Origin of the sequence: Psychrobacter sp. (assembly GCF_041554015.1) — a bacterium.
Classification (GTDB): domain Bacteria; phylum Pseudomonadota; class Gammaproteobacteria; order Pseudomonadales; family Moraxellaceae; genus Psychrobacter.
Genome location: NZ_JBFFMS010000003.1, coordinates 14,182 through 36,543, shown reverse-complemented (window position 1 = coordinate 36,543; position 22,362 = coordinate 14,182). Strand labels below are relative to the sequence as shown.

At 43.9% G+C, this 22,362-nt stretch carries 18 protein-coding genes and 1 riboswitch; of the genes, 12 read left to right on the top strand and 6 right to left on the bottom strand.

Going from position 1 to position 22,362, the window contains the following annotated elements; translation table 11 throughout:
* The first annotated feature begins 66 nt into the window (after positions 1–66).
* The 3 genes from ABYU67_RS01905 to ABYU67_RS01895 all read left to right on the top strand — a co-directional run bounded on the left by ABYU67_RS01905 (position 67) and on the right by ABYU67_RS01895 (position 2,518).
* Positions 67–1,089, top strand: coding sequence for a cell envelope integrity protein TolA (locus tag ABYU67_RS01905; RefSeq protein WP_372843322.1), 1,023 nt, complete (start codon positions 67–69; stop codon positions 1,087–1,089).
* 136 nt (positions 1,090–1,225) lie between these two features.
* Complete coding sequence (locus ABYU67_RS01900) at positions 1,226–2,272, top strand: translocation protein TolB (RefSeq protein WP_372843321.1); 1,047 nt, start codon at positions 1,226–1,228, stop codon at positions 2,270–2,272.
* Between the two features lie 33 nt (positions 2,273–2,305).
* Positions 2,306–2,518 (top strand): hypothetical protein, encoded by a 213-nt coding sequence (locus ABYU67_RS01895; RefSeq protein WP_372843320.1) that lies wholly within the window; start codon positions 2,306–2,308, stop codon positions 2,516–2,518.
* 117 nt (positions 2,519–2,635) lie between these two features.
* On the opposite strand, the gene ABYU67_RS01890 is transcribed toward ABYU67_RS01895, so the two are convergent.
* From ABYU67_RS01890 to ABYU67_RS01880, 3 genes are all read right to left on the bottom strand, one after another.
* Positions 2,636–3,283, bottom strand: coding sequence for a cytochrome c (locus ABYU67_RS01890; protein ID WP_372843319.1), 648 nt, complete (start codon positions 3,281–3,283; stop codon positions 2,636–2,638).
* Positions 3,284–3,327: 44 nt separating this feature from the next.
* Positions 3,328–4,929 carry a flavin monoamine oxidase family protein gene (locus ABYU67_RS01885; RefSeq protein WP_372843318.1) on the bottom strand — a complete coding sequence of 534 codons (1,602 nt, stop codon included), beginning with the start codon at positions 4,927–4,929 and terminating at the stop codon, positions 3,328–3,330.
* 194 nt (positions 4,930–5,123) lie between these two features.
* Positions 5,124–6,578 (bottom strand): cytochrome c, encoded by a 1,455-nt coding sequence (locus tag ABYU67_RS01880; RefSeq protein WP_372843317.1) that lies wholly within the window; start codon positions 6,576–6,578, stop codon positions 5,124–5,126.
* A gap of 582 nt (positions 6,579–7,160) precedes the next feature.
* Between ABYU67_RS01880 and ABYU67_RS01875 the strand changes: the two genes are divergently transcribed.
* Positions 7,161–7,331, top strand: a complete 171-nt coding sequence (locus ABYU67_RS01875) for a hypothetical protein (protein ID WP_372843316.1) — start codon at positions 7,161–7,163, stop codon at positions 7,329–7,331.
* Positions 7,332–7,478: 147 nt separating this feature from the next.
* Here ABYU67_RS01875 and ABYU67_RS01870 read toward each other — a convergent pair whose 3' ends face one another.
* From ABYU67_RS01870 to ABYU67_RS01860, 3 genes are all read right to left on the bottom strand, one after another.
* Positions 7,479–8,105: a flavodoxin family protein gene (locus ABYU67_RS01870; protein WP_372843315.1), complete on the bottom strand. Its 627-nt coding sequence runs from the start codon at positions 8,103–8,105 to the stop codon at positions 7,479–7,481.
* A gap of 138 nt (positions 8,106–8,243) precedes the next feature.
* Complete coding sequence (locus ABYU67_RS01865; protein WP_372843314.1) at positions 8,244–9,215, bottom strand: polyphenol oxidase family protein; 972 nt, start codon at positions 9,213–9,215, stop codon at positions 8,244–8,246.
* A gap of 66 nt (positions 9,216–9,281) precedes the next feature.
* Entirely contained in the window at positions 9,282–10,439 is a 1,158-nt protein-coding gene (locus ABYU67_RS01860; RefSeq protein WP_372843313.1) for an RluA family pseudouridine synthase, read from the bottom strand.
* A 787-nt stretch (positions 10,440–11,226) separates the two neighbouring features.
* Here ABYU67_RS01860 and ABYU67_RS01855 point away from each other — a divergent pair.
* The 8 genes from ABYU67_RS01855 (at position 11,227) to ABYU67_RS01820 (ending at position 21,909) form a co-directional block, all read left to right on the top strand.
* Positions 11,227–12,324: an outer membrane protein assembly factor BamD gene (locus tag ABYU67_RS01855; protein WP_372843312.1), complete on the top strand. Its 1,098-nt coding sequence runs from the start codon at positions 11,227–11,229 to the stop codon at positions 12,322–12,324.
* Between the two features lie 199 nt (positions 12,325–12,523).
* Positions 12,524–14,647, top strand: a complete 2,124-nt coding sequence (locus ABYU67_RS01850; RefSeq protein ID WP_372843311.1) for a DNA primase — start codon at positions 12,524–12,526, stop codon at positions 14,645–14,647.
* Positions 14,648–15,200: 553 nt separating this feature from the next.
* Positions 15,201–17,126, top strand: a complete 1,926-nt coding sequence (gene rpoD, locus ABYU67_RS01845) for an RNA polymerase sigma factor RpoD (RefSeq protein WP_372843310.1) — start codon at positions 15,201–15,203, stop codon at positions 17,124–17,126.
* Between the two features lie 377 nt (positions 17,127–17,503).
* Positions 17,504–18,751, top strand: coding sequence for a multidrug effflux MFS transporter (locus ABYU67_RS01840; RefSeq protein WP_372843309.1), 1,248 nt, complete (start codon positions 17,504–17,506; stop codon positions 18,749–18,751).
* Complete coding sequence (locus ABYU67_RS01835; RefSeq protein WP_372843307.1) at positions 18,738–19,328, top strand: TetR/AcrR family transcriptional regulator; 591 nt, start codon at positions 18,738–18,740, stop codon at positions 19,326–19,328. The genes ABYU67_RS01840 and ABYU67_RS01835 overlap by 14 nt, the downstream gene beginning before the upstream one ends.
* Positions 19,329–19,669: 341 nt before the next feature.
* Positions 19,670–19,788, top strand: a riboswitch (TPP riboswitch).
* Positions 19,789–19,911: 123 nt separating this feature from the next.
* The gene (gene tenA, locus ABYU67_RS01830; RefSeq protein WP_372843306.1) at positions 19,912–20,559 is read left to right on the top strand and encodes a thiaminase II; all 648 of its coding nucleotides are present in this window, start codon (positions 19,912–19,914) and stop codon (positions 20,557–20,559) included.
* Between the two features lie 101 nt (positions 20,560–20,660).
* The gene (locus ABYU67_RS01825; protein ID WP_372843305.1) at positions 20,661–21,359 is read left to right on the top strand and encodes a class I SAM-dependent methyltransferase; all 699 of its coding nucleotides are present in this window, start codon (positions 20,661–20,663) and stop codon (positions 21,357–21,359) included.
* Positions 21,360–21,603: 244 nt separating this feature from the next.
* Positions 21,604–21,909 (top strand): YbeD family protein, encoded by a 306-nt coding sequence (locus tag ABYU67_RS01820; protein WP_372843386.1) that lies wholly within the window; start codon positions 21,604–21,606, stop codon positions 21,907–21,909.
* Positions 21,910–22,362: the final 453 nt, after the last annotated feature.

Below are 22,362 nucleotides of genomic sequence, written 5' to 3'. Positions count from 1 at the left end.
TTTTTGGTGTAGGCGATTATAATAAAGCAGATAAGCTGATGCAGCTGATCTTTTAGTATCACGTTTTTGAGTATCACGACCATGCACAAGGCTCCAACCGTTTATGTACCAACCGAACCCGAAGGCAATGGGCTAACTTTACCCACGCTGCTCAGTTTGCTGGCACATGGTCTTGTCATTGGCATCCTTATCTATACCTATCAAAATATGGACGTTGAGACTGCAGGCAGTCTTGAAACCACTATGGTATCTCCTGAACAGTTGGCGCAGATGCAAGGTCAAATCCTTGCCAATCGCGCCGCAGCAGCCAGTGCCATGCAAGCAGAAAGTGGCGCAAGTAGCACCGCTATGCCAACCGAAGCCTTTGATGGTAGCGTCAGCACTCCAAATCCTGCTCAACCAAACTCTCAGCAAGTGCCTGTCTTTACACGCTCAGATGAGTCCGCTACCAGTCCAATGCTCATGAGTGAGGAGCAGCATCAACGCCTACTTGAACAAAATCAAGAGTATGAGCGCAGTATGGCTGAGTGGGCCGCGCGATTAGACGAGTCTGTCTTAGAAGAGCATGACCAAATCGAGAAGGAAAGACGACAGCAGCTGATTGAAGAACAAAAAAGGCTTGGAGATTTTCGTAATAAACAAAATAATCCACCTAAAATTAAGCGCCCAACTGCCACCGACCGAAATATAGAAATCAATACGGGCGGCTCTAGTGGTTCAGGTCAAACTTTGAGTCTATCAAACGATGGGCAGTCAACTTTATCCGGTGATAGCACCACCTCAAGCCCTACAAAAGGCAACAGCCGCTCAGCGTCAGGTGGCAGTCGCGGTGCTAGTAATAGTGAAATCATTAACCTTATCAGACGTAACTATAACCCACCGACTGCCGCAAAGGGCTCAACCCAGCGTGCGACGCTCACAATTACGGTCAATGCCAGCGGTAATATCACCAATGTCACTGCCTCAGGACCGGATGAGGCGGTTAATGAAGCCGCCAAACAAGCCGTACTAAATACTGGCAGCTTACCAATCGATGCTGACGATCCAAAATATCCTACCTTTACCGTTCAGTTTAAAGGCAGCAATTAATCAGTTGCTCATGTTTTATATTATTGATAACGTTACCTTAAACAGCTTGTACTGTAGAAGGCACTGCCTTATCTTTATGACGGACTAATAACCTATAAAAATAACACTCATACTGTTTTAGGAGCTTAACTTACTCATGCGCACTCATAAAAAACTACTCATCTCCTTAATTACTAGCGCCACAAGCTTACTTATCGCGCCCAGTGTGTTGGCAGCGCCTGTCGTTTTAGAACTGGATTACGATATTCCTGTGCAACAAAACCAAGTGGCGTTTGTGCCTTTTGCTGGTGATAGCGTATTGTCACCTATTATTGTCAATGACTTAAGTAAAACTGAGCTCAAAGTCACCAGTCAAAATCTGCCACAGCAGCCGCGCAGTAGCAGTGAGCTGGCAGGGACATTACCGGTATGGCAAAGTATGGGCATCCCCTATCTTGTCGTGGGTAGCACGCGCAGTAGCCGCGGTAAAGTGGTGACCGATTATGAAGTGATTGAGGTTAAAACAGGACGCGTGATCGAAGGCAAACAAACGTTAACCGCTGATAATAACAAAGACAGCATGCGCTATGCTGGCCACGTCATCGCGGATAAAGTCTATGAGCTGATTACCGGCATTCCAGGTGATTTCTCAGGGCGCATTGCTTATATTGAAGAAACTGGCACTGGTAAAGCAAAAGTATCGCGCTTAAAGGTGATGGATGCCGATGGCGAAAACGCCAAAACCATTACTGAGGTTGCAGGCTCTATCTTTTCTCCAGCTTGGTCACCCGATGGCAATCGTATCGCCTACGCAGTACAGCGTGACAAATCGTACCCGGTCATTTATGTACAAAGCGTGAGCGGCGGCGGTGCTACACCATTGACCCCATTCCCTGGTAGCAACTTAAGTCCTTCGTTCTCACCAGATGGCAGCAAAATACTGTTTTCTAGTAGCTTTGAAGGCAGTGCTGATATTTATGAGATGAGTGCCAGCGGCGGTCAACCAAGACGACTGACCAATTGGCCAAGCAGTGAAGTACAGCCAAGCTACGCACCAGATGGCAGATCCTTTGTGTTTGTCTCTGACAAAGCTGGATTTAATAAGCCGCAAATTTATCGTTATGAATTTGGTTCAGGGCGCATCACCAAGGTGTCAAATAGTGGTTACGCAACCAGTCCGCAATTTAGTAGTGATGGCACCTAGATTGCCTTTTTAAATGGGCGCTCAGCAGCGGTTATGAATAGCGGCGGCGCAGTCACTGCCAATTTGGGCAATACCGGTATTGATGAAGCACCGAGCTTTTCGCCCAATGGTAAACGTGTCGTTTATGCTTCAAAGCAAGGCGGTAAAGGCGTACTGACCATCAAATCCTTAAATGGCGGCGAAGCCTTTGGCAAATCTGGCCAAGGTACGATTCGCTCACCGGTCTGGTCAGCCAGTCCTAGATAGAGCTAGAAATTCGTAATGTCTTAACCAAGAAAAGCGCCCAATCGATGATTGGGCGCTTTTTTATAGGAGAGTAAATCGAACAGCTTTTATTCTAAGGAAACATTGTTCACAGCAACACTATTCACTGGGATCATAGCCTGGCGGATTGGCATGTCTTAGCTTGGCCACGTTTTCAGCGGTCACTGTATCAGTGTAACCATTTAAGTCACTGACAACATACTGTGTCACTGCTGCCATTTGCTCATCATTCATCATCATATGAAAAGATGGCATACCGCGAAAACCATTGATGAGAATATCAATGATGTAATATTTTGACTGCATTTTGCTGTTATTAGCCAGCGGCGGATAATAACCTGCACCATAAGCGCCCTCACCTTTATGCATATGACAGCCGGCACAAGAATAATGATAAAGCTTTTTACCATCCGTTGTCACAAAGGCATTGGACCCTTCAAACTTTGCTTCCCATTCATTAAGACTGGGGTCATTTTCCATATTGGGTAGTGAGCTGTCATCGACGATATTGACAGGCTGCGCTTTTAGCTCGTCACGGCTCATATAGACGGCGCCCCAGCTGCCTGTATTGCGACTTGCTTGATAGTCAACTACTTGCGCAGCATCATGCTTGCTGGCTATCGTCTCCACGTCCTCAGCTTCTTGACTACAGCCTAATAATACTGAGCTGCTACTCAACAGCATAAACATCAGCATTTTAAGTTTCATATTTTTCATGATGGGTGTTTTCATGATTATAGTATCCATACCAGTCTCTGAATTTATAATTATCATCTTTATTAGCGCCGCATTTAACCCAGCATTTTTGCTTTTTTATGCAAGCGTTTTGCGGCATCCATACCAGATAATATAGCCCCTTCCTGCCAAGCAGGGATATGCGAGCAATGCTCACCGGTCAACACAATACGGTTGTCTATGCTACACAAGTTATCGTAATGCTGCTCACGACTCGACTCACTCCAAATACCATAGCAGCCGAGTGTCCATGGGATACGGTGCCAGACAACGGATGTTCCGGCGCGGAATTCTTTTGGATACTGCGGATGGATATATTTGCCATAAGCAAGCGCTACGTTGATACGCTCTTGCGGGGTTAGGGTGTTAAATTTATAAGAAGTCGCTCCAAACCCATAGGCACCTAACAGCACACCTGTGCCTGTCTTAAACATATCTTCTGAAGGATAAGCAATCTGGGTAATCGGCATATTGGTATAGGTTAAGCCACCATAAATCCATTCGTCCTCTTCCCAAAAGCGGCGGTTAAATTCCAAACCAACTTTATAAGAAGTATCGTAAGGAACTGCTGCCATCGCTTGTTTCATCGGCTTTGAGACATTGATATCCAGCTGAGTTAATACCGTCAAAGGTATATTACAGACACACCAATCCGCTCGAATGGTTTTGGTTGCGCCATCGGGGCTGTTACTATCTACGTAATCAACGGTAACGCCCGTATCATCTTGATGAATCTTAGTGACTTTGGCATTGAACTCAATCATATCGCGGCACTCGCGAGTGAAGGCATCACCAATTTTACCCATACCGCCTACCGGCTGAAACATGGTTGGCTGATGTCCATAGGTCATATGATTGCTATAAATATCCGCCCACATACCTGAATCCAATATCTCACTGATTGGTAACGGTTTTGACGGCTTTTCGTTTGGCATCAGTCCACCACCTGGAAACACACTAAAGCCACGATGTTTGGTGGTCTCGTTGCTGGCACGGTAGCGATAATCCTTATCGAGTACACCCCAGCCTTTTAATCCTTCTAGTAGCTTTTCTTTATCCTCAGTATTGACTGAACGGTCAAGACCACCAACGTTGACTGACTTTGATAATAGCTCTGCCACATGCCCTTGAATGTCATTTTTGATGTCGCCCAAACGCTGCGGCACGCCATTAAAGTGCGTAGTACGGTGCAAATAAGCACGGTCATTGGTTTGGATAAAGGGCTGCATCTCAACACCAAACTGCTTACAATAATGAAAGACAGCATAGTGATGGCTTGGCAGACGCCATGGTCCACCATTGAAGTAATTGCCTTGTTCAAAATCACAGGTGACCTCTTCGCCGCCAAGCTCAGTATATTTATCACCGCTGTTTAGTGTCCAGCTACGACCGCCACCACGGTTTTGAAATTCGAGCACTTTGACATTGTAGCCCGCTTTGCGCAGCTCATAAGCAGCAGTCAATCCTCCAAGACCAGCACCAAGAATGACAATACTCGCGCCAGCAGGGGCGCCTTTAAGATCCATGGTCTCTTTAAAACTGGACTCTGAGGCAAAGCCTAATGTCGTCATTGCTTGATACATGGCGGTTGCGCCCGCTGTCTTACCAATCATCGAGAGCAATTGGCGGCGTGTGGGCGATTGAAGCATGTCTTTCATAATAATATCCTTAAAGTAGACAGGGGTGCAGGATGTAAGCGCCTCTTTATCACTGTATTTGGCTTATTTGTCTCTACTGTATTTCGTTGCCAAATAATAGCGCTTTATCCTAGTGCCCCACTCCTTGTCTTATAATCAGTATCTAGTGTTGTAATAGTTGTATCTACGCTGCTTGGTAAAAAGTATAACCTACATCAATGGCGGCGCTTAGAGCGTATGATGGCTCGAATAATAAATATAATGACAGCAATAGCGATGAGGATACCCAATATCGCCAGTAAGCCTGCATATTTAATTAACAATGGCTTTTCGGCACTCGTGGCAGCGATACGCTCGACATCGGCAGCGCTGACATCGCTGCTTGCAAGACCGCCAAAGCTTACCCGTACATAGTTGGCGATACTGGCAATTTGCTCGCTGCTCAGCTCATCAGAGAAGGCTGGCATAATCGGTGACGTATTGGTGCTGCCAACGACCCCATGCAAAATCATGTTGACGAGCACATCAGGCTTATCACGGCGCAGACTGCTTAGGCCTACGATGGGTGAATACTGTGCATCAGGTTGCCCATACCCGTCTACGCCATGACAGCTACCACATGTTGCCAAATACAAAGCTTCTGGTGAATTGCTGCCCTTGCTCACAGCGGTCTTTGCTTGAGCCAAATAATCTTTTTGCGCAAGTAAATCATGGGTGATAGACTCGTTTACACGAGTTGGCAAACGTGAGACATCGACGGCAGATACCTTATCATCGGTTTGAATGGCGGGTACTGCTTTTAGATAAGCGGCTATCGCACTTAAGTCTTCTTGCTTTAAATACTGAGTGCTGTGCGCGACCGCCTCACCCATTGGACCACCAGCATAAGCGCGCTGATCAAGCTCGCCTGTGCGCAGATAAGTAATGATATCTTGCTCACTCCAGCTACCGATACCGCTCGACTCATCAGGGGTAATATTGGGCGCGTACCAGTGCCCGAGCTGCGCGCCAGATAAATACATTTTTTTATCGAAGCCCATGGTACTGTTACGCGGCGTATGACAAGTACCGCAGTGCTCTAGATTGTTAACCAGATACTCACCGCGCTTTTGCGTCTCATTGAGACCATCACGCCCCTCAGTAGAAGGAACATTTAGAAAGTTCCAACCGAGCATGAGCGCACGAATATTAAATGGAAACGGCAAATCAGTTTTGTGCTGTGGCGCTTCATCTACTACTGGTACGGTTTGCAGATAGGCAAATAGCGCGCTGATGTCTTCTTCTGTCATGCCACTATAAGAAGGATATGGCATCGCCGGATATAACATATGACTTGGCGCACGGCCCTTTTGTAGGGCATTTGTTAGATCTTTTTCGGTATAGTTTCCGATGCCGTAACGTTTGGAGGGCGTGATATTGGTAGAATAAACCTCCCCCATGGGCGTCTCTATTGCCGTACCGCCAGTATAGTCCTCACCATGACACGCCATACAGTCCGCTGCCCGAGCAATATAGGCGCCTCGATTAACGAGGGCGCTATTGGCGGGACTGATATTAGGTAAAGTAGCATTGGGTAAAGTTGTATTCGTATAACCTGTGTCGTCAGCCATGGCAGTGCTGGAAGCAATGCTAATGGCAAGCATCGATAACATCATAGAAAATCGCTTCATAATTCCCTCATCTCGCTAACATCTCATATATTTTTATGGTTGCTGCGCATAACATCCACTGTCGTTCAAAATTTTTATCATTGTTATTTGCTATTATCAGGGCAAGGTAAAACAGTGATAAAGCCTCTGTTTATAAATCCTTGCTAAATAATGTCCGTATACCCTCACTACTGTAAGACTATTTCCCCTCTATTACTTGAATAATAACGCATTGCTATCATTTTTTTACAAAACTTAAAAAGAGAAATAATCGAATATATTTTTTAATAACCAGCTATACTTTTTTATATTATAAATTTATATAAATAATAAATACTTTATAAAACAAGGAGTAAAACTATAAAAATGGATCGTTGCATAATTATAAATATTAATTGTGAATCAATTGTGGCTAGTCCATGAGGTTAATGGCTCATCCCAACTGGTTTCGACTGTACATAATGGATACATAACGTCAATTCTAAATACTTCTCATAGTGCCTACGACTGCCACTTATCGTGAGATAATCTCTTGCACAATCTTGTACATTGGTTATGATGAGCGCTATTTTACCGTTACCGCTTACCTATTGAGACATCATTATGAAGTCATTAACCCTACCCTATATATTTATAGCCGTTTTGTTTATGACAGGTTGTCAGTCGTTTCAGTTTGTCGAAAGCCCGATTCCTGTCAAGAATGCTCCGAGCAAAAACCTATTGGTCAAAACAGTTTCAGTTACGGATATGACTGGTGAAAATAGCGAGCACTAAAAGCGCTATAAACAGCCAATAATAAAAAAGCAGATATCTATTTGATATCTGCTTTTTGGTATTTACTACTGCATCAATAGTTTTTGGACTTTTGTGAAGTATAGTGAATTTAGTATTAAAACGATATGGCCTAATAGCGTATCTATTTTATTTGGAATCGACGATAGGTTGATGTTTGATGATGGTTTTTGCCAGATGATCACCAAACCAAATCGCTGTATCTATATCGCCTGCGCCTGGTGTTTCTTGAGGTGGACCATCAAGCGACTGGGTCATCAAACCCAAATTACTCGATAAACGGTTAAGATCATGAGGCTCATGACCAGTCGGTCTGAGTGGCAATCCTATCCAGTTCATGCCATGCTGCATGCTATAAAGACAAATCTGCTGTAGTACGGCAAGCTTATCGCCGCTAAGCCCACCTGAGTTGGCAAAACCAGCCGCCCATTTGCCTTGCCACTTACCATGATACCAACGCTTCGATGTCGCATCCATAAAGGTTTTAAAACCTGCTGTCACACTGCCCATATATACCGCACTACCAAAAACCAGCAGGTCTGCTTGATCTAAAAAATCCCAATCGACATCATTGACATCAACCGCCTTGACGCTTACTTCAGGCAGCTGCTGCCGCGCGCCCGTCACGATGGCCTCGGCGACGCGCTTAGTATGACCATAGTTGCTATGATAAATTACAGCCATTGATATGTTGGCTACGCTAGGAGCAGACTCATCAAGAGGCGGTACAATGGACGGTGTAACAGATGTATTCATATAAACTCTAATAATGGCTATAAATAATAAAATAATACGTTAGGCTGACGACCATGGATATGGATGATAAAAAGAGACCTTTATCATACGGTGGCAACTATTTTAAATAACTATATTCTAATTACCCTAATTTAATAACTATATAGAAGCACTGCGGATAATAATCAAGGCCATCCGCCCTGTCGCAGGTTGCTGCAAATGGGTTTGACGTCGATAAGAATAGTAATGGCCGCCCGCATAGCTACAAGGGATAGAGGACTCATTGCCAATGACAATCCCTGCTGCGACCAATTGATCAGTAGTAATTTTTGGCAAATCTATTTTAATCTTTTCTGCATAGGTTTCTGCACAGATCGTTCCTTGGTCTGATAACTTATCTGCTGTACTTGTTATCATTGACTCACTAGCACGTGACGCTATCACATAGCGCTGATCAAAATTCTTTATCGCATCTGCCATCAAGGCGTTATTCGCAATACAACCTGCCAATAACTTATCGCGAACATTGCCATCGACTTCGTAATTATCCTGACTGATACAAACACCTATCCATGCCATAATCTGACCGCTATCATGAAAGCGTTCAGCAGTTGCCTTAATCACACCGCACGCTAACCCTTGCCAGCCTGCATGAATAGCCGCTATTTGTCCCGTTGCTGGCTGATATAAAACAATCGGCACACAATCAGCTGTCATTATGGCAAGCCCAGTACCGTCTTGCCTGCTCACCATAGCATCAGCTGCCACGGGTGCCATACTTAGCGTAGTGGCGTCGATATCATAGATATCATTACCATGGACTTGATTAACCCAATGTAGCGCTTTGACAGGAACGCTATGCATGGGTAGGTTTTGCTGCGCTATCAACTGCTCATTTATTGCAGCAAGCACATGCATCCGATTGTTTAATACTGAACTTGCATCATCATTGACATGCAGACCCAAGTTCAGCTCGCCGTAATCTGCTTGCAGTCGCTCATGTGGCTGCTGAGCTATTTTGGACCCAGCTATATCCGTACTTGAGCCGTCTATAGCAGAAAAAGCGGCCGTTTGAAACACAGCCACATCATCAAGCTGCGCTAGCAATGTCAGGGGAAGCGTATTTTTCATAGCGGATATACCGTTTTAATCAAACGTTTTTATAGCATTTATTTATCAGTGCTTATCTATCAATGCTTACTCTTCATCATAATTGTCACTTAATACTGCCATGAGCTGCTGCATATCTTCAGGCATCGGGGTGGTGACTTCGATGTCTTCACCAGTCGTTGGATGAACAAAACCCAACGTATAAGCATGAAGTGCTTGACGGGGGAAGCTATTAATCGCTTGACGCTGTGCTTCTGTTAGTCCAGCACGCAGCTGACGACGACCGCCATAGACTCTATCACCGACGATAGGATAAGTAATATGACTTAGATGCACACGAATCTGATGCGTACGACCCGTCTCAAGCCCGATATCGAGCAAACAATAATTGTCGTTCAGCGCAGTCACATTCAATAAATGGGTCACAGCTTCGCGCCCTGCCGTCATTACCGTCATTTTGGTACGCTGATTACGATGGCGTCCGATTGGCGCGTCAATACGGCGATGGCGCGATAAGCTTGCCGCATCGCCAGCGACCACACATTGGTAATGACGATAAACTGACTTGTCTTTTAGCTGCTCCATCAGCGCAAGCTGGGCGGGCTTGGTCTTACCAATCAATAATAACCCTGAGGTATCCTTATCAATACGGTGGACTAAGCCTGCTCGCGGCAAATGGTGCTGCTGAGGATAGTGGTATAGAAGCGCATTGACCAAAGTACCAGTTTGATTGCCGGCGCCTGGATGTACCACCATACCGACGGGCTTATTGATGACCAATACATCATCATCTTCATAAACCACATCGATTGCGATATCTTCTGGCTGATCCTCACTATGCTGCTCTAAAGTCGTCGACAGATGCAACATATCACCGGCTTTGACGCGAACCTTGGGTTTTTGTACGCTGCCGTTATAAAGTAAGCTGCCATCGCTGACCCAGCCTTGTAACTGGACACGTGAAAAATCAGTAAATATCTTTGATGCCAGCTTATCAATACGCAAACCTGCTTCATCTTCTGTAACCGTGTGCATCACATCAATCACGACAGGCACAGCTTGCCCTGCGACCGAAGCCTCATCATCGCCATGGTCGTCTTCATCATGAAGCATCTCATCATCTGACAAGTCTTCGGACACATGCTCGTCGTCCATATGCTCGTCAAACTGCTTATTGGTGGTTAATAATTCGTTGGGTATCGTTGATTCTGGCACAGGTGAACCTTGCGTTGATAAGTTTGTCATTGATGAATCTTCAGTAGATTGATTCGCGGGTAAATTGGTAGTCATAGCATCATTATTCATAACAAATTTATATAGTAAAGTCTCTGACAATATTTAGTCGAAGCACTTCATAAAAAAACAGATTGCACTTATAAAGCATAAATAGACCATAAAGAATAATCGTGGTCAAAAATGGCAATGTTATCGCTCTAGTGTAACATGCTGAGCGTTTAAGCCCTATAGAAGCCGTCGGTTATCTGGCAATTTATAGTACTCATTAGCTCTCTAAAATATAACTTGGCTGTAATTTACTGTATATTTATCACTGTCGGCACTATTGAATATCGCTCGCTACAGCCGCTCATGCTAAACTAGCGGACGCAAATCTTGATAAGACTGCTATATAACGATTATATATCTAAGGTATCACTGAACAAAAATGCCTTATAGAATAAGCATACGATGTGCCTAACTACAAAATAGCGTACGAAAAAATAGACGCAGCAAATGTTATTCTATAAAGTAAGCCATGTTTTGCTGTATGCTATGGCATTGTGCCGCTATTGAAGATTTTATAACAGCGTTACATTTGCTGCACATCCTATTGGGTGGCATTTTACAAAGCAATTTTTTACTACCTTAAAACACTATTATGTACCACCCGGTTTTTACGATAATACACATGCTCAGTGATTGGCATGTAAAATGATAGACCATTACTGATGCACTGAGCATCGTTTTTATCATCAATCTACTAAATAGTATGATAGCGTCGCTGCTATTATGCGTCTTGTGTCGGAGAAGAAGTATGCAAGCTGTTGGCAATACGTTTATCAAACTGTCCTCAATCACCTTACTTGCCCTAAGTGTCAACTTAGTGGGTTGTCAAACCTTTAAAAACCTTACCGGCGGTAAAGACGTGGATGCGGTTGTCACTGCTGAGAAGTCAGAGCAAGCGTATTATAATGACGCAATTGCTCAGATTGATAAAGGTCGCTATACCCAAGCAATCGAAGATTTAACCAACTTGCGTACCTTTTATCCGACTGGGCAGTATGCAGAACAAGCACTGCTCGATATGATGTATGCACAGTATGCCAGTGGCAAATATGAAACTGCGGCTGCCAGTGCTGAGCAGTTCATTCGTCTGTACCCATCGAACCCACAGGTCAGCTACGCTTACTATGTGCGCGGCGTTGCCAATATGCAAGGCTCCTCTGAAGGTCTAAAACTGTTTAAACTGAACCAAGCGGAGCGCGATACTGCCTACTACCGTATTGCTTTTGCCAATTTCCAAGAGCTGTTGAACAAATACCCAAACAGCCCTTATGCACCTGATGCCGCTCAGCGCATGACTTTTATTTATAATCAGTTTGCAGAAAGTGAGATGAGCGCCGCCAACTGGTATATTGAGCGTGAAGCCTATGTGGCAGCGGTCAATCGTGCCAAATGGGTTTTCCAATATTATCCGCTTAGCGAATCTGTGCCAGATGCGATTGCCGTCCTTGCTTATAGCCATGAAAAATTGGGTCTAACTGATTTGGCAAAAGAGTATAAAACCCTATTGCAAATAAACTATCCAAACATGCTAAACGCTGATGGACGTGTGAAGCTCAATACCAAACGTGAGCGCTCTTTAGTAAACAAATTGACTTTTGGGCAGCTGAGTCGTTTTGATAAAGACACTTCAGTTTCCACTGCCAACTATAGCGGTGCGACCAAAACTCAAGTCATTCGTAACGCCAATCAATTGAGATTGCCAAGTGACAATGCTACAAACTCTACGAATGCTGCAAATACAGCAGCCCCAAGCAGCACTGCTCCGCTGCGCCTAACTGATGACAATCGTCGTGTCCGTTTAGGGGCGGTTGAAAATGACAGCACCGATATGACCGATAGCAATTAATCGTATCTTGGTATAATTGATTAACAGCGCTTATGCGCTTTAATCAGTCATGCTGTTATGGCTTCAAACGTAAGACGTCAGATGTCAGACGTCAACTAAAAATAAGGTCAACGATAGGGTTGGCCTTATTTTTTCTGTTTTGGTTTTTGCATTATTTTGAGCATCAACAATACTGTACCTATGGTAAACTGTTTTTCGCATGAGTATCCCAAATCACATCCTTGAACAATTAAATAGCCAAGCTGATTTAGTCAGTATCATTGGGCGTCATACTACGCTTAAACGTGCTGGTAGTGAGTATAAAGGCTGTTGCCCTTTTCATGGTGAAAAATCACCGTCTTTTTATGTCAATCCACAAAAAAACATCTACCACTGCTTTGGCTGTAGTGTTGGCGGTAATGCCATCAGTTTCTTACGTGATTATGAAAATCTCACCTTTATCGAAGCGGTCAATGAGCTGTCAAAGCAGACAGGCATTGAGGTACCAAAAGAAGAGCAGCAAAACGTCAGCTATCAGCGTAGCAAAAAACCGCCAACGGTACAGCCAGTAGCAGTAGCAGTCGCGCAAGTACCAAATAAGTCTGTTAGTCCTGTACAATCATCGACTGATACGCCATCAGCGCACGTGACACTAGACTATAGCGATAGCAGCTATGAAAACTACCCGCCTCTAGATCTGGATGCCTATGATTCTTTGCCTTATGCAGCAGAGAGTTATGACGCAGAATACCAAGACGATGATAGCTATCCACCTGCATGGTTATCTGGAGATGATACCGCTCTCTACAATGACAATAGTCTCTCTGATAAAGATGGCAACTTATATGAGCTATTAGAGCAGATCCAGCAGTTTTATCAGCACAATCTCACGATCCATCCGCATGCCAAGCATTATTTTTTATCGCGCGGTATCACAGAGGATATCTTTGAGACTTTTGGCTTGGGCTATGCGCCCTTTGGCTGGCAACATCTTGAGCATCAATTCCCACAAGATATCGAAGGTCTCAAAGCGCTTGGCTTAGTACGTAAGTCGGAATCCGGACGTGATTATGACCTACTTCGTGATCGGGTTATTTTTCCCATTCGCGACAACCAAGGGCGCACCATTGGGTTTGGTGGTCGGGCGCTTGATGATGAGGTCAAGCCCAAATATATCAACTCCTCCGACTCGCCCGTCTTTCATAAGCAGCATGTACTCTATGGTTATTATGAATCACGCCAAAAACGTGCAAATGACTGGCTAGTGGTTGAAGGCTATATGGATGTCATTGCCCTATATCAAGCCGGTATCTATGGTGCTATTGCTTCCATGGGCACGGCGATCAATGAGAGCCAAATCTCACGCTTACTGACGTTAAATCCTACTTTGACGTTAAGCTTTGATGGCGACAGCGCCGGACAAAAAGCCGCTTGGCGCACCCTTGAGGTGGCGCTACCAGTGCTCAGTGATGACAAAGAGCTGCGGTTTTTAACCTTACCCAATAATCATGATCCCGACACCTTTATAAAAAGTCAGGGCGCGGATGCCATGCGTGAGCAAATCACCAATGCCATGCCGCTATCACAGTATATCTTTGCTTATTTAAGCGAGCGTTATGATTTGACCTTGGTAGAGGGCAAAGCCAAGCTTATGTCGCAAGTGCGTGCCTTGACCACCGCTTTGCCAAAAGGCAGTAGCTTTCGCTATCTACTAAACAATGATATCTATCAAAAGCTAGGCGGCAAACGCAATCAAAATAAAGAGGCAAGGGATGCGCTGCTAGATTTTGATGGTGAGATGACCATCAGTCAGCAATTGCAGCTGTGCTTTGTCTTTCAACCGCGTGCTTTAATTGATGACCCTATTGAAGTCATTTGGCAGCAGGCTGGTATCAATGACTTACAGCTACCGGCGCATATTAAACAGAAAGCCTCGGCTGACATTTTACGCCCGCTTGCTTGGGAGGATATGCAGGATGCTGCGCTACTCGATGTCGTTAGCAATATTAAGCGCTGCCTAAATTATTTGCCAAAAGATGCCAATGCAGCGGCGCACTTTATCTTATCCAATGTCAAACCCAGTACCCAAGAGACGCTTAGTCGTGATTGGGGTGGTTTTTATAAAGCCCTTACCACGCGCAATATCTTAAGCCTCGATGGTTTGGTTGAAGAATTGGTCAGCCAGTTAATTGAACGTCATATGAAGAAAAAAATCCAAGATTTGGTTAAAAATCCCGACAATATAAAACTGGCGATTGTCCGTAAACAATCCCAGTTATTAAATGACTGGCTACGCGCGCAGCAAGCCGAGCAATCGGCACAGATGGCAACGGTTAAATCTTAATATGGTGATTAGATTGTATTTATAAAACAGCGGCCCTTTAAAAGGGTCGACATTGTCCCCACTATTAATGATTATGCCCTGTTGTCTTAGTTTATTAGAACAGGCCGTTATTAAAACCATATTTAACGGAGTATAGCTGTTAAATAATCCGTAAAAAACAGTGGGTAGATATCACTACCTCGTGCTTGAATACACTGGTCTGTGTTAAACTATGTCGCTAACTATTTATAGCATGGCTTAATGAATAACGACAAAATGATGATACGCCCGTATGATTGAGCACAGTTTTAGGTATAAATTTTTAAATGTTATCGTTAAATCGCATTTTAGAACATCTATTTTTAGGTACTAGCCTTTTAAAAATGGTTGAGCGTTAGCGGTTTTATAGCATTGTAATTGTAGTATTTTGAGCCTTTATTCATATCCACTCATTTTTGATATTATTGACTACCTTTACGCCATATTTTGATCAATCGATTGATAAGATCAACGCACCCAGCGAGCGATAGCCAGTCACAATATAAAAATGTCCGATGCAAGTAAGCGAGTATTTATGAACGATAAGTCAGTTTCTAAGTCCACATCTCAACTGGCCACCTTAATCCAAATGGGTAAAGAGCAAGGGTATTTGACCTATGCTGAGGTGAATGACCAACTGCCCGACTCTATTACCGAAAGCGATCAGATCGAAGATATTGTACAAATGCTAACCGACGTTGGCATCAAAATCTTTGAATCTGCGCCTGATGCCGATGACATCTTGATGAACGACGATTCAAGTGATGATGACATGGCAGCCGATGAGGCCGCAGCAGTACTCGCCTCTGTTGAGACTGAGCCTGGTCGCACCACTGACCCTGTGCGTATGTATATGCGTGAGATGGGTACGGTTGATCTATTGACCCGTGAAGGCGAGATTGCCATTGCCAAGCGTATCGAAGAAGGTATTCGTGACGTACAGCATGCCATGTCTTACTGGCCGGGTACGGTACAGTTCGTCCTTGACGAGTACCAAAAAGTCCAAGACGGCGAGAAAAAACTGTCTGACGTCATCACAGGTTTCTTAGATCCTGAAACCGAAGAAGACAAAATCGCCGCTCAAGAAGCCAAAGACGCAGCAAAAGAAGAGCGCGAGCGCATAAAAGAAGAAAAAGAAAACCCACCGATCATCAAAGAAAAACTTAAAGTGAAATCTGCGCTTGATGAGGATGATGACGACGAGGACGAAGTAGAAGTCGAAGAGGACGCTGAAGAAGAAACCAGCGGTATCGATCCAGAAGAGGTGCGCCTGCGCCTAGAAGAGATCGAGCACTTATTTATCAAAGCCAAGCAAGCCTTGCTCGACTATGGTCGCGGTAGTGCGCAGGCCAACGCAGCTTATGAAGAACTGGCTAGCCGCTTTATGATGCTAAAGCTCAATAACCGCCTGTCTGACCAAGTGATGGCCATCATGCATGATGTCTATGATGACGTGCGTAAGCATGAGCGTCAAATCATGCGTTTGGTGATTCGCCGTGGTCGTATGCCGCGTGAAGAGTTCCGTAAGACCTTCCCAAGCAATGAAACCAACGTTGATTGGTTGATTGAGCGTATCAAAGGTAAGCCTGCTTTTGCCGGTACACTAGAAAAAGTCGCCGACGATGTGATTCTTTTACAACGTGCTATCCGTGATTACGAGCATAAGCTTGAGATGGAAATCCACGATATGAAAGATGTGGCACGCCGTATGGCCGTTGGTGAAGCCAAAGCCCGCCGTGCCAAAAAAGAGATGGTTGAAGCCAACTTACGTCTGGTTATCTCAATCGCTAAGAAATACACCAACCGTGGTCTACAATTCTTGGATTTGATTCAAGAAGGTAATATTGGTCTAATGAAAGCGGTCGATAAATTTGAATATCGCCGCGGTTACAAGTTCTCAACCTATGCTACTTGGTGGATTCGTCAGGCGATTACCCGCTCTATCGCAGATCAGGCGCGTACCATTCGTATCCCTGTGCATATGATTGAGACGATCAATAAAATCAACCGCGTTTCTCGCCAGCTATTGCAAGAAATGGGGCGCGAGCCGACGCCTGAAGAGTTAGGCGAACGCTTAGAGATGGACGAAACCAAAGTCCGTAAAGTGCTAAAAATCGCCAAAGAGCCTATCTCGATGGAAACCCCAATCGGTGATGATGAAGACTCGCACCTAGGCGACTTCATTGAAGATGGGACGATTTCAAGCCCTGTTGACGATGCGACAGCAGCGGGTCTACGTGAAGCGACGCGTGATGTGCTAGGCAACTTGACTGAGCGTGAAGCACGCGTGCTAAAAATGCGTTTTGGTATCGATATGCCAACCGATCATACCTTAGAGGAAGTTGGTAAGCAGTTTGATGTGACACGTGAGCGTATCCGTCAGATTGAAGCAAAAGCACTGCGTAAACTCCGTCATCCTTCACGCTCTGAGCATCTGCGCTCATTCCTTGAAAATGACTAATTTAACTAGTAGGTGCTAAACATATACCGACGTTCTTAATGACAAACCAAAAAAGCTGAGCATGTCTCAGCTTTTTTGTGCCTGTTATTTGATGGCTATTAGCTTTTATAGTCAGTGAAAAGTAATACCGATACATCACGCACTGCTGATATCAATTTTTCTTACTTGCTGTGCCTGCGCAGACAGAGGCTATAAAAAATTGATATCAGCAATACCGTAGCGTTTTAGGATATTTTGACTATATTTATTAAATATAGAGCCGCTATAGCATGACATAAGCAATTAATTCATAAAAACATTGCCTTTATTTAAAATAGCGAGTATAACTACCTACCGTTCGGTAGTTAAAAAATTAAATAGATAAATAGCGCACTCTTATGAATAAGCAAACCAATGTAAAACACATCAGTATCAAAACCGTCATCTCTCTTGCCATCATTGTGGCGCTTGGCCCTGCAGCGATTGATATGTACTTGGCCTCAATGCCAAATATGGCAACAGACCTCAATACCTCCTACGCCACCACACAAATCACGTTGACCGTCTTTCTTATCTTTATGGGTTTGGGACAGCTGATATTTGGTCCAGTATCTGATGCCATAGGGCGAATAGCACCATTATTTGCAGGCTTGCTGGCATATATTGGTGCTTCCGTGTGGGCGATGTGGTCACAAAGTATTGAAAGCCTAATTTTTGCTCGTATCTTGCAAGGTCTTGGCGCCTCTATGGCTATCGTGGTGGTGATGAGTATGGTGCGCGACTTAGTCGATGGATCAAAAGCGGCACAAATTTATGCTTTATTAAATACCATTGTGGCATTAGGTCCAATCGTCGCTCCAGCAATCGGTGGTATCGTCGGTGCGCATTATGGTTGGCGCGGCGTCATGTTTGTTTTGGCGGCGTTAGGTATCATCGTGCTGATTAATACGCTGTTGAATATCAAAGAAACCTTGCCGAAAGACGAGCGCATTCAATTAAATATAAAAAACATTACCGGCATCTATGTCGGTATATTAAAGAACAAAACCTTTGTTTTTAACCTATTTGCGCTATCTGCGGTGTATTTCTTTTTGTTTGCCTACATCGGTGGTTCTGCTTATGTTTATCAAACCGACTACGGTCTTAGCCTAGAGCAATTTGGTTTTGTCTTTGGCTTGACCAGTATCAGTCTGATTTTAGGTGCATCTTCCACCGCTTATTTGGTCAAAAAAATATCAGCATCACATTTGGCTTTAATTGGCGCCGGTGTCATGATGCTTGGTAGTGCCATCTGCATTGTCGCTTATCTGCTATCGATGGGTTTGGTCGGTATTGTCACTGGCATTGCCTTGGGACTATTTGGTCTTGGCGTATTAGAAGCGACGTTGATGGCGATTGCAATGGACTCGCAGCGCAGCGCTTTAGGTTCAAGCGCAGCTTTATTGGGCGCCATTCCTATGTTACTCTCATCTACTGCCACACCCATCGCTGGACAATTGGTCGAAATAAACACCTTATACTGGTTAATCTTGCTAGGTGCCATGGGACCGATTATTTTGATACTGGTCTATCTCGGTTCTAGAAGCTTAAAACCTTATAACACTGCCGCCACACCATCATTAGAGGAGGCCTATGCAAAGTCATAAACCACGCTCAATCGCTAAGCAACGTATTATTGATGCCGCGTTTGAGCCTTTCTTTATGCACGGCTATGAGGGCGCATCACTCAGTGATATTGCCAAGGCTGTGGGCATCCGCAAAGCCTCCCTCTATACGCATTTTGCCAGCAAAGAAGCGATATTTTTAGAATTACTGAAAGATGCGCTCGAGTCAGAATGTACATTTATTAAGTCATGCTTTGCTACAACTAATGAATTTTCTGCTCCCGGTGAGGCGTATTGCCATGCTTTTGAAGCGCGTTATGAAAGCGCGATTACCTTACGGTTTTTAATTCGCATGGCCTATGCCGCACCTGTGCATTTGACCGATACCAGCGCGGCGACTTTTAATGTCTATATAAAGGTGTTGACTGAGCACATACAGCTGGCTCTACAGCCTTATCAGCTCGACTCTGAGCAGCTAGAGCTGTATACCGATGCTTATCTGGGCGTGGTCGATAGCTTAAGTGTAGAGCTGCTATATGCAGAAGGCTTATATGATCGCCGTTTTAAAGCCATGTTGATGCTCTACCATACTGCTATTGAACAGCTTACTAAAAAATAGATTTTTCAATGTAGGTCGCCTTTATTGATGGTTGTTTGGACATCACTTGCTAATGATGGCTGAGTTCGCCTATCATAGGGCTGATCTTATTAAGCTATTTTGAAATGCTGCTTGTAAACTATGCTTAAACACGAACTAATTAAACAGTAGCTCAAAGCTATATTAGAATTACTTTAAAGTCGATACAATTTTAAAATCGATACAGTGCGACTGGGATGAATTTTTCGTCGCCTCTGTGATAACAGCAAGCAAGGAAAATTTATACCAGTCGCACATAGCTATAGCGTATCGCTTTTATTTTGAACTGACTATATCTGAATTTTATATTTATTATTAAAAAACAAACCTTGTCGGGGTGCTCTGATTTTTAACGCTTTAACTACAATCAAAATCATGGCTGAGAGTTACCCGCGAACCTGATGCAGTTAGCACTGACGTAGGAAACAAGCGTGTCGATAGATAAGTCACATTTACTTCATATTTTGCCAATCTATTTAAATTAGACTGGCAAATTTTTTGTGCCCTATCTCTTCTCGTTTTCTGCCATTTGCTTGCTCGCGTTTTATGAAAGTAAGTGAAAACTATGGATTACCAAACGCTACGTCACAATTGCCCCACATGGGATGATTATATTCAGCATGATTTTGTCAAGCAGCTGACCGCTGGCACGCTTGCCGCTGACAGCTTTCGTCACTATCTTGTGCAAGACTATTTATACTTAATTCAATATACCCGCGTAATGGCGCTGAGCGTATATAAGAGTGACACGCTGGCACAAATGCGCGTCGGTCAAGCAGGTATTAATGCCATGCTCGATATGGAAATCGCCATGTATTTGGATTTCTGCCGTCAGTGGAATATACCACTTGCACAAGTAGAAAACTCTCCTGAATCTGCCGTAACCATCGCCTATAGCCGCTATATATTAGACGCTGCTATGTCAGGCTCGTTGGCTGAGCTTTATGCAGCGATTGCGCCTTGCTTAATGGGCTATGGGGAAATTGGTAAACGTATCAAAGATGAGGGTTTCATCACAGGCAACCCTTATCAACCATGGATTGATGTGTTTTCTAGTGAGGAGTTTCAAGTAATTACCGCGCAAAACGAAGCACAGATTAATACGCTGTTAGCCGAAGCCAGCCCTGCTCAAGCAGACAAGTTCCAGCGGTTATTTAACAATGCCGCACGTATGGAAGTGAATTTTTGGCAGCAGGCGTTAGATTTGTCATAGCCCCTATTTTTATAGCAAATACTTTTTTAGCTCATATTTCTTATAAGTAAAATTCGACTTAATCCTGAATATAATAATAGATATACCTAAGGAGAAACATCATGGCAGCATTCGATGAACACGCAAGCGCGTACGACAGCTGGTTTTTTGACAATAAAAACCTACTGACCAGTGAGCTAAAGCTGGTCGCCCATTTCTTAGATAAAGATAGCGAGATATTGTCTATCGGCTGTGGTAGCGGTCTTTTCGAATCATTATTAGCCAAAGATTACGGCATTCATATCACGCATGGTATCGAGCCATCAAAAGACATGGCTGAAGTCGCTGAAAAGCGCGGCTTGCAAGTAGATATCAGCCCTGCTGAAACCTGCGAGATTGAGCCTAATAAATTTGATATCATTATGTTTAATGGCAGTGTCAGCTATATCAGCGATTTGGATATCTGTATTAAAAAGGCATTTGATGCCCTAAAAACTGGCGGCAAGCTTATCCTGATTGATGTGCCAAAAGAAAGCGGATTTGCCAGCTTATACAATTTGGCCAGCGCGGTAGATACGTGGGAACATCCACTACTCGAACACATCTCCCCTGCTGACCCTTATCCTATTGAGCTGGTTAAGTCAGCAAACTGGCGTACCTCTGACGAAAAAATCGCTTTGATGCAAGCCAATGGCTTTGTCGATTTTGAATACGCGCAAACTTTATTGACCCATCCTATGTATGCCAATGACAAAGTACAAGAGGTCATCGAAGGTTATGATCGCGGTGATTATGTGGCAGTGTGCGGTTATAAAAAATAGCGATTTTAATAGGAGTTATTACTGGGCAACTCTTGAATAACATGATGAGTGTCCTTATAAATGGCGAATAAAGCGCTAACCTGCATAATCCATAAGCTCATATTTTCGAAAAAATAAGGACAACATCATGACTGATGATCCAAAAAACACCACTGATCAGATTAACAATTCAAATAGCACAAACCAACGTAGCAACAAGCAAGAGCAAACGACTAAAAAAGAGGTCAACGTTTCTCAAATATCGTTGGACAATGATAAAATCAAAGGCAAAAAGACCGACATTCAAAATCCTGAATTGTGGGATTTCCCGATGAACTACCCGATGAGTATCATCGGCAATGAAGGTGAGCATGAGACGTTATTAAACGAAGTCAAACTCATTTTGGGCAGCCAGTTTCCTGATTTTGACTTAGCATCTATGCAAGTCAAACCATCAAAAACCGGGCGCTTCCATTCTATACGGGTGAACTTATACTTAACGACTGCTGAGCAAGTAAATATTCTATATGCCGCACTTGATGCTGCTAAAACCGTGCGCATTGTGATGTAACTTATCAGCAGGTTGGCAACATCTCGATGCCACCTTGCAAGCCCTACTCTTATGAGCGTATATTCGCGTAAGATAATGACAATCGTCACTCATTTGGGTGGCGATTTTTTATGATTTGGTGTACAATCTGCGCCCGCATTCTGCTTGCCATGACCACGTATATTAGTCAACAATTTACGAGAGAATGAAAATCAAAGTATGAGTAGATTTTTACAAAACTTTTATTATGAGGCTCATTTGCGTCTAACCCTTATGCCATCGTCCTTTGCCCAAAGTTGGGCAACTGATAAGTCCTCAGCAACATAGTTTGCCGCTAAAATCAATATAGCATTTTCAAAATTTTCCCGCTATATTGTGTCCACTTACTAATAAAAACGCTATATGTAGTGCTCAGTGATTTCACCCATCACTATGAGCCTAGGCAAGCTTTTGCCTTAAAAAACACACTCTTAT